The organism is Polaromonas sp. P1_F8 (assembly GCF_056405635.1).
The window spans coordinates 94,839-108,775 of sequence record NZ_JBFUBS010000001.1 but is presented as its reverse complement, the minus strand read 5'-3'; the positions used below and the strand labels follow the sequence as shown (position 1 = coordinate 108,775).

Genomic DNA, 13,937 nt, shown 5'->3' with positions numbered 1-13,937 from the left:
CCCCGAAAACACGTGAAAAAGAACTCAAACGATTATGTCATTCGCGTGCTGAATTCACCGCTGGAGGTGAATGCGGCCGAGTGGAACGCCCTGCTGGCGGCACAAAGCCCGGGCGAGCCCGCGAACCCGTTCATGCGTCACGAATACCTGGCCGCGCTGCACGAAAGCGGCAGCGCCACGCCCGAAACCGGCTGGACACCGCGTTTTGTCACCCTCTGGCAGGGCAAGGTACTGGCAGGCGCCTGCGCGCTTTACCTCAAGGAGCATTCCTACGGCGAATACGTGTTCGATCACGCCTGGGCCAATGCCTACCAGCAGCATGGGCTTGAGTACTACCCCAAGGCGCTGGTCGCCGTACCCTTCACCCCCGTACCCGGCGCCCGCCTGCTGGCCCGCACGACGGCCGAACGCGCCCTGCTGGTAAAGGCGCTGGTGGCCTGGTGCACGAAAGAGGATCTCTCGTCCTTGCACCTGCTGTTTACCGCGGATGAAGACGTGGCGGCCTGCGAAGAAGCGGGATTAATGTTGCGTCACACAGTCCAATTCCACTGGACTGATAACAGTGCCCCCACGCTCGGCACTGGCGTGTCCTCGCTGCCCCCTGAGGGGGCCGTTCCGCCTAAGGGCGGCCTGTCGGCGGAACGCCAGGTCGGCTACCGCGACTTCGACGACTTCCTGATGTCGCTCAGCCAGGAAAAACGCAAAAAGATCCGCCAGGAGCGCCGCAAGGTCGCCGAGGCGGGCATCACTTTCCGCTGGTCACTGGGCAAAGACATCAGCAACGCCGACTGGAACTTTTTCTACCGCTGCTATGAGCGCACTTATTACGAGCACGGCAACGCGCCCTACCTCAGCCGCGACTTCTTCCAGCGCATGCAGGACACCATGCCGGAGAACTGGCTGCTGTTTGTGGCGGAGCACAACGCCGACGGCCAACGGCGGCCCATCGCGACAAGCCTGATCGCCGTCAGCGCCCGTCCTGAAAGGGATCACGGCGAGGAAAGCGCCGAAAACCAGTCCCTGGTTGCGTACGGCCGTTACTGGGGCGCCCTCGCCCGCGTCGACTGCCTGCACTTTGAAGCCTGCTACTACCAGCCGCTGCAGTGGTGCATGGAGCACGGCTACCAGCGTTTCGAAGGCGGCGCGCAGGGCGAGCACAAAATGGCCCGCGCCCTGCTGCCCGTCAAAACCACCAGCGCCCACTGGCTGGCGCATCCTTCGTTTGCCGATGCGGTCGAGCGCTTCCTGGAGCGCGAAGGCGCCGGCATCGACAACTATATGGAAGACCTGGAACGCCGCAGCCCTTTCAGGCAAGCTGCGCCGGGCACCTCAGCTTAAGCACCGGTTTTAGTTGACCGCAGGGCGCTACGTTTTTCATAGCTGCTTGCGCTCGTCCATCTTGGGTTTCAGGGACTTTCTCCATAAATATTCCGTGCAAAACATGCGCTGGCCGCGCTTGCGCCCTTACCTGCAACCTCGTCATACCTGTCATCACACGGGCAATCTTTATTTGCTATAAAGCCCGTTCAAAGGAATTTCCATGAGCAACAAAAACCGCACCAACGAACGTACGTACACCGTCAACCTCGTCGAATGCCCAACCCTGACCACCGACGAGCGCGCAGCGGCTGAGCTGCGTTTTCGCATGGCGCTTGAATTCGCATTGGGCGGCCCCGAATATGTACTGCCTTCTCTGCAGGCCTACATGCTGACGCAAACGCTGCACGAAGGCCTGCCGCTGGAGAACGCCTCGGAGGCGGAAGAACAGGTCATTGCGCTCTGGCAACACGCCGAGACCGACGCGATCCTGGCGGCGATGCGGCCGCTGGGCGACAACCTGGACAACGCGCGTTTCGAAATCCTTCCGCTTTGACCCCTCAAGCAGTTTGCCCGGCGGGCGGCCTGCTTCGCGGTGCGGCCAGCGCGGAATCGCTATCGTATTGATAGCTGCTCGCGCCCGCCAGCATTGCGCCAGTGGCCTGTTTCCCTTAAGCCCCGGCTTGATTTAAGCTCTGTCTTTCAGGCCTGTTTCCGAACGGTTTTCAAGGCGCCGGCGGCCACCCTGCCGCCGGCTCAAACCGCTATTTCCCCATGAATGCTCTCGTGACTGCTACACCCGAAAACCCCGCAACGCAGACCGCCGACCCTGCGACCCCGCTGGGCCGTCCGCACGCCCGGCGCCTGCGCGAGGTCTACCGCTCCGCCGGCTGGCCCTGCCAGGACCTGCTGGAGATCGAACTGCTGGCCACCGGCATGCTGCAGCGCGTGGCCGGCCCCGCAGGCCACGAAACCCTGCGCGTAACCGATGCCGGCGTGGCCTACCTGGCGACCGTGCTCGTGCGCAACCGCTCGGCGCTTTCAAAGCATGAGGCACTGGTCGAGCAGGTGGCCTGCGAAATGGTGCGTGCCGGCCGCGTCACCTGGCGCGGCCTGGGCCTGCGCGCCCAGCTGCCGCCCGAAGAAGAAGGCGGCAAGGCCCGCTGGTGCATCGCCCGGCCCGACGTGTTTTCCATCCGCAACACCACGGTGCAGGAATACGTCGATCCGATCGTGCACGAGATCAAGGTGCATCGCTCCGACCTGCTGGGCGACCTGCGCCGCCCCGAAAAACGCGCCGCCTACCTCGACCTGGGCGGCGAGTGCTGGTATGTGCTCGGTTGCGACGCCAAGGGCAGGCCGATTGGCGATGCCAGCGAGGTGCCGCTGGAGTGCGGTGTGATGGTGCTGGAGAACACACGCCTGGCCGTTGCCAGGGCCGCACCGCGGCGTACGCGCCAGCAGCTGCCGCTGGGCGTCTGGATGGCGCTGGCCAAGGCGACACCGGTGGCCGGGCTCATCGACGACGAACAGGGAATGCTCGGCGAATACTGAGCGCCTGGACACCAGCACGCGCAGGCCTGCCGTGTTGATGCGTTCCGGGCTGCGCTTTGCGGGACAGGCCGCTACGGCAAACCCTAGTGCCGCAACCCGGCCCGCTCGGTTAATGTCTCCCCCACGGAGACATAACAATGAAATCCCTCACCGGACTCGACGCGACCTTTCTTTACCTTGAGACCCCCGAGATGCCCATGCATGTGGGCTCGCTCAACCTGTGTGAACTGCCGGCGGGCTTCAAGGGCAGCTTTCACAAGGCGGTGAAAACGCACATCGCCAAACGTATGCACCTGGCGCCGGTGTTCAGCCGCAAGCTGGTGTTCATGCCGCTGGATCTGGGCCACCCGCTCTGGGTCGAGGCTGATTCGGTCGACATCGACTTTCACATCCGCCGCGCGGACTCCGCCAAAAAAGGCGCAGCATCCATGACGCTGGCCGAGGTACACAAGCTGTGCGCGCAACTGCACAGCGAGCTCATCGACCGCAATTTCCCGCTCTGGGAGTTTTATATTTTTGACCGCATCCAGTTGCCCGCATCGCAGGGCGGCAAGGTGGTGGCGGGGTTTTTCTCGAAGATTCACCATGCGGCGCTGGACGGCAAAGGCGGCGTGATGCTGGCCAATGCCCTGCTCGATTTCAGCCCGGTGCCGCGCGAGGTGCCGCCGCCCGACCCTGCCCGCCGCCGCAAAACCGAGGCCGACCTGAAGCTGGGCAAGATGATCGGCTCGGTGTTTTCGAGCTCCTTGGGCCAGCTGGCCAAACTGGCCAAGGCGCTGCCGTCTGCGGCCAGCACTTTTGGCAGCACGCTGGCAAAACAATCCACCACCAGCTCGGCCACCGGCATCAAGCCCAAAATGCCGATGAAGCTGGCGCCGCAAACGCCGTTTAATACCGGCATCACCACAGACCGCGTCTTCGTGACGGCCACCCTGCCGCTGGCCGAATGCAAGGCCATGGGCAAGGCGGTGGGCGGCTCGTTTAACGACGTGGTCTTGTGGATCTGCTCGACCGCACTGCGCAGCTACCTCACGCAGCACCACAGCCTGCCGAAAAAATCGCTGGTGGCGGCCATGCCGGTGTCGCTGCGCGAAGCCGGCGCCACCGACGCCAGCAACCTGGGCAATCAGGTCAGCATGAGCCTGGTGGAACTGGGCACGCAGCTGGCGCACCCGCTCAAGCGCATGAACGCCATCATGGCATCGACCGCCAAGGTGAAAACATCAATGCAAAGCCTGAAGGGCTTGCTGCCGACCGACTACCCTTCCCTGCTGGCGCCGTGGCTGGTGGGCGGCGCAGCCAAGATGGCCCTGAACGCCTACGGCAAAAGCGGCATCGCCAGCCGCCTGCCCATGGTGGCCAACCTGGCGATTTCCAACGTGCCGGGCCCGCCGGTGCCGCTGTACCTGGCCGGCGCGAAGTTCCTGACCTTCCATCCGCTGTCCATCGTCATGCACGGGCTGGCGCTCAATATCACGATCCAGACTTATGCCGGCCATGTGGATTTCGGCATCGTTGCCGACAAGAAGGCGCTGCCGCACGCGAAGGATTTGGCGAAAGCAATCGAGGAGGCCTTCACTCAGGCCCAAGCCTTGATGGTGAGCACGGCGCCTGTTGCACCCGCCGCCACGGCGCCCGCGCCGAAAAAGACGGCCAAAGTCACTGCCAAAAAGTCCGCTGTCAAAGCCGCAGTGAAGGCCGCCCCGGTAAAAACCCGCAAAGCCGCTGTCACGAACGCGACGAAAACCGCCGCCAGGCGCTCACCTTAGAGAGGCCTCTCTCTGTAAAAAACCGTAAGCGCCTCCATACTCTTAGGGTCTAATAGCGCTGTTTTTGCAAATGCGAACGGGGTAAAAAAGGCGCCAATCAAGGCGCGCGACGACGCTCAGACCGGGCGTCTGAGCTAGGAGCGCAACGCCGAGTGGCGCCTTTTTTACCCCGTTCCCTACGGGTTGCGATCAAAAAGGCCCTGCGCGGCGTTGCAAAGCCTTGACGGGGTTCACCCCGCCTGCGTTTTGCGCCTTGCTCATGGCCTTTTTGACTCGCAACGCATCTTGCAAAAACAGCGCTATCAGACCCTAGTCGGAACTCCAACAAGACAATCAATGCTTCAAGCCATGGCAAGCCCGTCACCCAGGCGAAATCCGTCTTCATCCTCCCCCCAAGATCAAGAAAAACCGTCCCCGCACGATGTTCCGCCCAGCGCCTGGCTGCTGGCGCTTGAGTTGCGTGCATTCTGGGAATTCGGCGCATTGCTTCCCGCCTGGCCCTTGCTGGCCCGCGCGCCACGCGGCGATGGTCATGCCGTGATGGTGTTTCCGGGTCTGTCGGCCAATGACGCCACCACGGTGCCGCTGCGCCAATACCTGCAGTCGCTCAATTACAGGCCCTGGGGCTGGGAACAGGGATTTAACTTTGGCCCGCGCGCCGGCGTGCTGGAAGAAGCCCGCGACAGCCTCGCCCGCACCTTCGAAACCACAGGCCGCAAGGTCAGCCTGATCGGCTGGAGCCTGGGCGGCGTCTACGCACGCGAGCTGGCCAAGGAGCTGCCGCACATGGTGCGCGGCGTGATCACGCTGGGCACGCCCTTCGCGGGCTCGCACAAGGCCACCAATGCCTGGCGCATCTATGAACTCACCAGCGGCCGCAACGTGGAGCGCGAATCCGAAAGCTACGATCTGCCGGCCGCACCGCCCGTACCGACCACCAGCATTTATTCGCGCAGCGACGGCGTGGTGGCCTGGCAGGCCAGCATCCAGGCACCCAGTGCAGCCCATCCTCAGACCGAAAACATCGAAGTGCTGGCCAGCCATATCGGCATGGGCGTGAACCCCAGCGCCTGGTGGGCCGTGGCCGACCGGCTGGCGCAGGCTGAGGGCCAATGGAAGCCGTTTTCGCGCGGGGATAAAGGCAAGCTGCACGGCCTGGTGTTCCCGGACCCTGCGCGAAAAGCGTAACGCTTCAATGTGGCGCCGGGCGGCGCCGCATACCATTCCACCCAGGCATAAAAAAAGCGCCTGCAGACCACGCTGCAGGCGCTTTTTTACGTTTTCCTCATCGCCACCGCTATACTTTTTATAGCTGCTTGCGCACAGCCTGTGCTGGTTGCAGCACTAAAACGCTTAAATTTTCAGGCTTGGCGACCGGGTTTCAAGCCTTGCCGGCCTTTGCATAGTTGGCAATGCCGTCCGTGATTTCTTTTTTGGCCGCGTCCGGGCCTTCCCAGCCCAGCACCTTGACCCACTTGCCTTCTTCCAGGTCCTTGTAGTGCTCAAAGAAGTGCGCAATCGTCTTCAGGCGCAGCGGGTTCATGTCTTCAGGTTTTTGCCACTGGGTGTAGAGCGAGCATTTCTTGTCGATGGGCACCGCCAGCACCTTGCCGTCTTCACCGGCTTCGTCGGTCATTTTCAGGATGCCGATGGCGCGGCAGGTCACCACCACACCGGGAATCAGGGGCACCGGGGTGATCACCAGCACGTCGACCGGGTCGCCGTCGCCGCTGATGGTTTTGGGCACATAACCGTAATTGGTCGGGTAGTGCATGGACGTGCTCATGAAGCGGTCCACAAAAATCGCGCCGGACTCCTTGTCCACCTCGTATTTCACCGGGTCGGCATTCATCGGGATCTCGATGATGACGTTGAAGGATTCGGGAACGTTTTTGCCGGGGGAAACTTTATCGAGGGACATGGTCGCTTGAGTTCTTTATGGAAGGAAGAAGAAAGGAAGGGAAGAAAGGAGAAAAGAAGATTCTTAAAACACATGGGCTACCTGCGCAGCCGTGGCACAGGCCAACTGCTCGGTATTTACCCTCATTTTACTGATTCACACCTTACGGTTCTTAAAGTTGTCATGTTTTCACTGTAAATTGCGCGAGTTGGCCAATCGTCTTGTCTCTACGTAGACCAAGCAACGAGGAAGCAACGCAGCGGGGGTCAAGACACCATTTGCTAGCGTTGAAACCCCCTCCAAGCGAAAAACAACGTAGGAGATTTCTATGACAGGCAACTCAGCGCTTATTCTTGCGCTCGTCTGCGGGCTGGTCGCCGTGGGTTACGGCATCTGGGCTCGCAGCTGGATTCTTTCCCAGGATGCAGGCAATGCGCGCATGCAGGAAATTGCAGCCGCCATCCAGACCGGCGCCGCCGCCTACCTGGCGCGGCAATACAAAACCATCGCCATGGTGGGCGTCGTCCTCACCGTACTGATCGGCTTTTTCCTTGATGGAAAAACCGCCATCGGCTTCGTCGTCGGCGCAGTGCTGTCAGGCGCTTGCGGCTTTATCGGCATGAACGTGTCGGTTCGCGCCAATGTGCGCACCGCCCAAGCCGCCACCAAAGGCATTGGCCCCGCGCTTGACGTCGCCTTCCGCGGCGGCGCCATCACCGGCATGTTGGTCGTGGGCCTGGGCCTCCTGGGCGTGACCGGCTTTTACTGGTTTCTGGTGGGCAATGGCAACTACACACCCGACCTCAAGCTGGCCAACCTGCTCAACCCGCTGATTGGTTTTGCTTTCGGTTCGTCGCTGATTTCCATCTTTGCCCGGCTGGGCGGCGGCATCTTCACCAAGGGCGCCGACGTCGGTGCCGACCTGGTGGGCAAGGTCGAAGCAGGTATTCCTGAAGACGATCCACGCAACCCCGCCGTGATCGCCGACAACGTCGGCGACAACGTGGGTGACTGCGCAGGCATGGCCGCCGACCTGTTTGAAACCTATGCGGTGACACTGATTGCCACCATGGTGCTGGGTGCACTGCTGCTCTCGGGCGCGGGCGCCACTGCCGCGGTTTACCCGCTGGCGCTGGGCGGCGTGTCCATCATCGCCTCCATCATCGGCTGCTTCTTCGTCAAGGCCTCGCCCGGCATGAAGAACGTGATGCCGGCCCTGTACAAGGGTCTGGCGATTGCCGGCGTGCTGTCGCTTATCGCGTTTTATTTCGTCACGATGTGGCTGATGCCCGACAACGCCGTCACGGCAAGCGGCACGCAGATACGCCTCTTCGGCGCCTGCGCGGTCGGCCTGATCCTGACCGGCGCGCTGTGCTGGGTTACCGAGTACTACACCGGCACGCAGTACAAACCGGTGCAGCACATTGCACAGGCATCCACCACCGGCCACGGCACCAACATCATTGCCGGCCTGGGTGTCTCCATGCGCTCCACCGCGTGGCCGGTGATTTTTGTCTGTATCGCCATCCTGACGGCGTATTCGCTGGCGGGCCTGTACGGCATCGCGATTGCCGCTACCTCCATGCTGAGCATGGCGGGCATCGTGGTGGCGCTGGACGCCTACGGCCCCATCACCGACAACGCCGGCGGCATCGCCGAAATGGCCGAACTGCCCAGCAGCGTGCGTGACATCACCGATCCGCTGGACGCGGTGGGCAACACCACCAAGGCGGTGACCAAGGGCTACGCCATCGGCTCCGCCGGCCTGGCCGCGCTGGTACTGTTTGCCGACTACACACACAAGCTCGAAGCCTACGGCAACGTGATCAGCTTCGACTTGAGCAATCCCAAGGTCATCGTTGGCCTCTTCATCGGTGGCCTGATTCCCTACCTGTTCGGCGCGATGGCGATGGAAGCCGTGGGCCGCGCTGCCGGCGCCGTGGTGGTTGAAGTGCGCCGCCAGTTCCGCGACATCAAGGGCATCATGGACGGCACGGGCAAGCCCGAGTACGACACCGCCGTGGACATGCTGACCACAGCCGCCATCAAGGAAATGATGATCCCCTCGCTGCTGCCCGTGGTCGTACCCATCGTGGTCGGCCTGGCGCTCGGCCCCCAGGCACTGGGCGGTCTGCTGATGGGCACCATCGTCACCGGCCTCTTCGTTGCCATCTCGATGTGCACCGGTGGCGGCGCCTGGGACAACGCCAAGAAGTACATTGAAGACGGCCATCACGGCGGCAAGGGTTCCGAGGCACACAAGGCCGCCGTGACCGGCGACACCGTGGGCGACCCCTACAAGGACACAGCCGGCCCGGCCGTGAACCCGCTGATCAAGATCATCAACATCGTGGCGCTGCTGATCGTGCCGCTGGTGATGAAGTTCCACGGCGGTGAAGCCGCAGCGGCCCCGGCAGCACCCATGGCTGCGCCCGCTGCCATGAGTGCACCGGCCGCCACACCAACTGCGCCCGCCATGCCGGCCCCCGCGCCTACGCAAGCGCCCAATGCAGCGGCTACCCCAACGCCGGCCACACCAGCGTCACGCTAGACCGCTCCGGCCCATGCAAAAAGCCCTGCATTGCAGGGCTTTTTTTGGTGTCCGGTGAGGACGGAGCTGCAAAGGTTCGTTGACTCAGGCCGGCATCCACTGGCTGGAACCCGGCCCAGGCAGCGCCAGATCCGGTGCGGCAGTCACGCTTTCAAAGTACCTGATTTCGCGGAGTGCTTCGCTCAATGTCATCTCTCCGGCATTCATCAGGCAGCCGGTCAGATACTCCGTCAGGGCGGTGTACTGCGCCAGCGTGGCCTTGGTTTCACTGTAAAGCCGCTCGCTCTGGGCTTCCATGATGCTGCGGGTTTCCTCGTCCGGCGGTGCCGTGCCGCCGTCCTTGAGGAGCGCGGCGTAGTTCAGCCGGGTCTTGCGGTACATGCCCATTTCAGCCACCGCATGGTGCAGCAGCCGCGTGACACGGGTGATGTCATTGTGGGCGCCGCCCGTGGTTCCGTCTTCGCCGAAGAATATCTCCTCGTTCGCCATGCCGCCCAGCAGCACCCGCACCTCATGCTCCATGTCACCCTTTGTCTGCAGCAGGTTGCTGTCCTGCTTGTGCAGTACAAAGCCGAGGGCATTGTTGCGGGGGTTGGCCTTCAACGAAATTTTGATGGTGGTCATGTCGGCCAGCAGCGCGTTCCAGTTGTCGCCGGCCAGCTTGCGCCGGTGCTGGAAGTCCATCAGGAAGTGGCCCCACTCATGTACGGCGATGATGCGCCGGTCACGCTCGCGCTCTTTGGTGGTGTTGTCGTTGACATTGCCCACCAGCACACGCTCGGCAGCCTGCATCAGGGTGTGCGCGCCTATCATCTGGCCCGCCTGCACTGCGATGATGCCGGCTTGGTTGACCATGGTTTCGAGGTCTGCCGGACTGCAGCCTTCCGTCAATTCGACAAAATGACGCAGGTCCATGTCGGGCAGCACTTTGTCGGCACGCTGGCGCAGGTAGTGGCCGGTGATGGCCAGGCGCTCCTGCTGGTTGGGCATGCGGAAGTCGACCTTCATCTGGAAGCGGCGCAGCATGGCCTCGTCCATCTGCAGGTTGGCCGAATTGAAGTTGGACGCCACGATCCAGATGATTTCAGTATCCGACTTGGTCCGCACGCCGTCCAGGATGGCCAGCAACATGTTCTGCGTGTCATCGTCGTATTTGCGGTTGCCGCCGCGCTTCATGAACAGGTCTTGCGCCTCATCCAGGAAGACGATGCAGCGTTTACGCCGCTTGGCCAGCGCAAGGATGCGCGACAGCGTGTTCGAGCCGCCGGCCACATAGCCGGTTTCAAGGTTGGCGGCTGAATGGAAAAGGATCGGCAGGTTCAGCTCTTTGGCGAGGTAGCTGGCCAGCTTGGTCTTGCCTGTGCCTGCCGGGCCGCTGAACATCACGTTGAAGGGTTTGTTCACACCGTAAGCGGCGTATTCGAGGCGGCGTTCGTACTGGTCGCGGATTTGCGCAACCTCGGCCTTGATGTCGTCCATGCCGACGAGGTCCTCAAGGTCGCCGCTGATCTGTCCCGGGGAAATGAACTTGAGGGACTTGCGCTGCCCGCCCGTCTGGTACCAGAGGAAGGCAATGAGTCCCAGCGTCAAGGTGGCTGAGACCAGCGCGCTGGCGCCGCCTTTCCACGCGTCCTGTTCGGATTGCGGACGTGCGTCACCGAAACGCTGCTCAAGGCGCGCCAGCATGTCCTTGCTCGCGTCATCAAGCGCGCCCCGGGGCACGAAGGTGAGCTTGCCGCCCCAGGGCGCCGTGACGGCCTTGTCGGCCAGTATCTTGGTTTCCATGTCCGAGGGGTAATAGGCGTACTGCCTGCCCTCCGATTCAATCAGCACAAAACGCTCGGAAACGGTCCACAAAATAGGCCGGTAAATGATGGTGATGCGCGTGACCGGATGGGCTTCGAGAAAGCTCAGGACCGACCCGCTTCCGAAGACGACCGGCAATGCGGTGTTGTAAGTCCAGGCCGCTTCAACACCCGGCCCCGATGCCGCCATGGCCTTGACTTCCAGCGCCATTTTTTCCTGCCGCTCCAGGGTCGACCAGGCGTAATAGGCGCTTGCCGGAATCATCAATGCCACGGCCAGAACGGCGAACTTCATTCCAAAGGCCTGGATCGCCAACCAGTCGCGCAAACGGGCCATGGAAGCTTTGAACCAGGCCAGCAGGCTGGTGGTGGGCGCGTCGTCGCCGGGCGGGACATCGGCTGGGCTTTTGGTGGGATCAGTCATCGCGGTAATGCGTCAAAAAATGCGGACCCGCAGTTGCCGGCTGCCTGCCGCTGTCGTCACGCCAATACGGCCGGGCCGCTGCGTAACATGAGCACCGTTCCCTGTAGGAATTGGCGAGGTGCATGTGTAGGTTCAATCCTACATAAATGCCAATCCTGGCGCAGCAAAGGATTTGTAAATTGGCCGGGACACAACGCTGTGGCTGTGACAAACGCACGTTTTTGGGGACCGTTACCTCGCGGACCGGCCTTGCCTTCATAGCCCATTTCTGCCCGTCGGAGGCGGGCAACTCCGGCTTGGGGCAAATTCAGCACAATAGCGCCATGCAACTCAACTACATAGCCAACACCTCTGTCGCATCTTCTTCAGGCAAAACCATCCCGATGATCGACCCGTCCGACGGGCAGGTGTTTGACGAGATCCAGCGCAGCAACGCGCACGACATTGACACTGCCGTGAAGAGCGCCCGGGAATGCCTGGAACTGGTATGGAGCCGCTTCAGCGCTGCCGAGCGCGGGCGACTGTTGATGCGGCTTTCCGCCAAGGTGGCCGAGCATGCCGAAGAGCTGGCCATGATCGAGCAGCGCGACTGCGGCAAGCCCACCAAACAGGCACGAGCCGACGCGGCGGCCCTGGTGCGCTACTTCGAGTTTTACGCCGGCGCCTGCGACAAGCTGCACGGCGACACCATTCCTTACCTGGACGGCTACAGCGTGATGACCTGGCGCGAGCCCCACGGCGTGACGGGCCACGTGATTCCGTGGAACTACCCGATGCAGATCTTTGGCCGCAGCGTGGGTGGCGCACTGGCCGCGGGCAACGTTTGTGTGGTCAAGCCGGCCGAAGACGCCTGCCTGTCGTTGATCCGCGTGGCGCAACTCGCGGCCGAAGTGGGTTTTCCAGCCGGCGCCATCAATATCGTCACTGGCTACGGCCATGAGGTCGGCGACGCGCTGGCGCGCCACAAAGGCATCGACCACATCAGCTTCACCGGCAGCCCCTCGGTGGGCACGCTGATCCAGCAGGTGGCGGCCGAGCGCCACTGCCCTGTCACGCTGGAGCTGGGTGGAAAAAGTCCGCAAATCGTGTTTGCCGATGCCGACCTGGATGCCGCCATCCCGGCCATCATTAACGCCATCGTGCAAAACGCCGGGCAAACCTGCTCGGCCGGCTCACGCCTGCTGGTAGAACAGGCGATTTACGAACCCCTGCTGCTGCGCCTGGGCGAGGCCTTTGAAAACCTGCGCGTCGGCCCCGCCGCCATGGACCTGGACGTCGGCCCGTTGATCCGGCAAAACCAGCAGCAGCGCGTCTGGGACTTTTTAAGCGATGCGCAGGTTGCCAGCATTCCCATGGTGGCCCAGGGCCAGATCGTCGACGAGGCACCCGACACCGGGTTTTACCAGGCCCCCACCCTGCTGCGCGACGTGCCGGTGATGCACCGGCTGGCGCAGGAGGAAGTGTTTGGCCCGGTGCTGTGCGCCATGAGCTTCAAAAACGAGGATCATGCAGTGGAACTTGCCAATGCCACGCAGTTCGGGCTGGTCGCCGGCGTCTGGACGCGCGATGGGGCACGCCAGTTCCGCATGGCCAGGCGCGTGAAAAGCGGCCAGGTGTTCATCAACAACTACGGCGCCGGCGGTGGCGTGGAATTACCTTTCGGCGGCGTGAAATCCTCGGGCTACGGCCGTGAAAAAGGCTTTGAGGCCTTGTATGGCTTCACCACGCTGAAAACAGTGGCGGTACGGCACGGTTAACCGCCTGGCCGTGTCGAGAGATGTAATAAGCTCACGTATTAAATAAAAATCTGGAGACAAACCCATGCGGGTCAAGGACAAATCTATCATCGTGACCGGCTCCGGAGGCGGTATCGGTGAAGGCATAGCACGACGGCTGGCAGCCGAAGGCGCCAAGGTCATCGTCAACGACATCAATGTGGCGCTGGGTGAGAAAGTCGTGGCTGCCATCGTCAAGGCCGGCGGCACAGCTTCGTTCTTTGCCGCCGACGTCACAAAGTCCGCCGAGGTCAAGGCGCTGGTTGACGCCGCTGTGCAGCGCTACGGCCGGCTCGACGTGATGGTCAGCAACGCCGGCTGGACGCACCGTAACCAACCAGCGCTGGACGTCAGCGAAGATGATTTTGACAAGTGCTACGCCATCAACGTCAAAAGCATTTACCTGGCTACCATCCATGCCACACCGGTATTTCGCGAGCAAGGCGGGGGCAGTTTCATCAACATTGCGTCGACGGCGGGGGTACGCCCGCGACCGGGCCTGACCTGGTACAACGGCTCCAAAGGGGCGGTCATCACCACCTCGAAATCACTCGCGGCCGAGCTCGGCCCCGACAACATCCGGGTCAATTGCATCAACCCGGTATTCAACCCCGACACAGGCCTCTCGGCTGAATTTGCGGGTGGCCCGCTGGATGAAGAACGCAAGGCAAAGTTTCGCGCGAGCATTCCGCTGGGACGTTTTTCGACCGCGCTGGATGTGGCCAATGCCGCGCTTTACCTGGCCAGCGACGAAGCGGACTTCATCAGCGGTGTATGCCTGGAAGTAGACGGCGCCCGGTGTGTCTAAATAGAGCCCCCACGCTCCCCACTGCGTGTGGTTC

10 protein-coding genes are annotated in these 13,937 nt (G+C 62.3%); 8 read left to right on the top strand and 2 right to left on the bottom strand.

Going from position 1 to position 13,937, the window contains the following annotated elements; genetic code table 11:
• Positions 1–12: 12 nt before the first annotated feature.
• The 5 genes from AC1D1J_RS00525 to AC1D1J_RS00505 all read left to right on the top strand — a co-directional run bounded on the left by AC1D1J_RS00525 (position 13) and on the right by AC1D1J_RS00505 (position 5,828).
• Complete coding sequence (locus AC1D1J_RS00525; RefSeq protein WP_477693587.1) at positions 13–1,338, top strand: GNAT family N-acetyltransferase; 1,326 nt, start codon at positions 13–15, stop codon at positions 1,336–1,338.
• A gap of 202 nt (positions 1,339–1,540) precedes the next feature.
• On the top strand, positions 1,541–1,873 hold the full coding sequence (locus AC1D1J_RS00520; protein WP_477693586.1) for a hypothetical protein: 333 nt from the start codon (positions 1,541–1,543) through the stop codon (positions 1,871–1,873).
• A gap of 218 nt (positions 1,874–2,091) precedes the next feature.
• Complete coding sequence (locus tag AC1D1J_RS00515; protein ID WP_477693585.1) at positions 2,092–2,871, top strand: hypothetical protein; 780 nt, start codon at positions 2,092–2,094, stop codon at positions 2,869–2,871.
• Between the two features lie 137 nt (positions 2,872–3,008).
• Positions 3,009–4,640: a wax ester/triacylglycerol synthase family O-acyltransferase gene (locus AC1D1J_RS00510; RefSeq protein ID WP_477693584.1), complete on the top strand. Its 1,632-nt coding sequence runs from the start codon at positions 3,009–3,011 to the stop codon at positions 4,638–4,640.
• A 348-nt stretch (positions 4,641–4,988) separates the two neighbouring features.
• Entirely contained in the window at positions 4,989–5,828 is an 840-nt protein-coding gene (locus tag AC1D1J_RS00505; RefSeq protein ID WP_477693583.1) for an alpha/beta hydrolase, read from the top strand.
• A gap of 193 nt (positions 5,829–6,021) precedes the next feature.
• Here AC1D1J_RS00505 and ppa read toward each other — a convergent pair whose 3' ends face one another.
• Entirely contained in the window at positions 6,022–6,561 is a 540-nt protein-coding gene (gene ppa / locus AC1D1J_RS00500) for an inorganic diphosphatase (RefSeq protein WP_457278617.1), read from the bottom strand.
• A gap of 307 nt (positions 6,562–6,868) precedes the next feature.
• On the opposite strand from ppa, the gene AC1D1J_RS00495 reads away from it, so the two are divergent.
• The gene (locus tag AC1D1J_RS00495; protein WP_477693582.1) at positions 6,869–9,091 is read left to right on the top strand and encodes a sodium-translocating pyrophosphatase; all 2,223 of its coding nucleotides are present in this window, start codon (positions 6,869–6,871) and stop codon (positions 9,089–9,091) included.
• Between the two features lie 84 nt (positions 9,092–9,175).
• Here AC1D1J_RS00495 and AC1D1J_RS00490 read toward each other — a convergent pair whose 3' ends face one another.
• On the bottom strand, positions 9,176–11,320 hold the full coding sequence (locus tag AC1D1J_RS00490; protein WP_477686504.1) for an AAA family ATPase: 2,145 nt from the start codon (positions 11,318–11,320) through the stop codon (positions 9,176–9,178).
• A gap of 323 nt (positions 11,321–11,643) precedes the next feature.
• Here AC1D1J_RS00490 and AC1D1J_RS00485 point away from each other — a divergent pair, with 323 nt between their 5' ends.
• The gene (locus AC1D1J_RS00485; protein WP_477693581.1) at positions 11,644–13,077 is read left to right on the top strand and encodes an aldehyde dehydrogenase family protein; all 1,434 of its coding nucleotides are present in this window, start codon (positions 11,644–11,646) and stop codon (positions 13,075–13,077) included.
• A 64-nt stretch (positions 13,078–13,141) separates the two neighbouring features.
• Positions 13,142–13,903 (top strand): SDR family oxidoreductase, encoded by a 762-nt coding sequence (locus tag AC1D1J_RS00480; protein ID WP_477693580.1) that lies wholly within the window; start codon positions 13,142–13,144, stop codon positions 13,901–13,903.
• The last annotated feature ends 34 nt before the right edge of the window (positions 13,904–13,937 follow it).

Excerpts from the sequence above, each read along its gene's own strand:
- AC1D1J_RS00485 (WP_477693581.1), top strand. The coding sequence starts at position 11,644 with ATGCAACTCAACTACATAGCCAACACCTCTGTCGCATCTTCTTCAGGC.
- ppa (WP_457278617.1), bottom strand. The coding sequence starts at position 6,561 with ATGTCCCTCGATAAAGTTTCCCCCGGCAAAAACGTTCCCGAATCCTTC.
- AC1D1J_RS00505 (WP_477693583.1), top strand. The coding sequence starts at position 4,989 with ATGGCAAGCCCGTCACCCAGGCGAAATCCGTCTTCATCCTCCCCCCAA.
- AC1D1J_RS00495 (WP_477693582.1), top strand. The coding sequence starts at position 6,869 with ATGACAGGCAACTCAGCGCTTATTCTTGCGCTCGTCTGCGGGCTGGTC.
- AC1D1J_RS00515 (WP_477693585.1), top strand. The coding sequence starts at position 2,092 with ATGAATGCTCTCGTGACTGCTACACCCGAAAACCCCGCAACGCAGACC.
- AC1D1J_RS00510 (WP_477693584.1), top strand. The coding sequence starts at position 3,009 with ATGAAATCCCTCACCGGACTCGACGCGACCTTTCTTTACCTTGAGACC.
- AC1D1J_RS00520 (WP_477693586.1), top strand. The coding sequence starts at position 1,541 with ATGAGCAACAAAAACCGCACCAACGAACGTACGTACACCGTCAACCTC.
- AC1D1J_RS00490 (WP_477686504.1), bottom strand. The coding sequence starts at position 11,320 with ATGACTGATCCCACCAAAAGCCCAGCCGATGTCCCGCCCGGCGACGAC.
- AC1D1J_RS00480 (WP_477693580.1), top strand. The coding sequence starts at position 13,142 with ATGCGGGTCAAGGACAAATCTATCATCGTGACCGGCTCCGGAGGCGGT.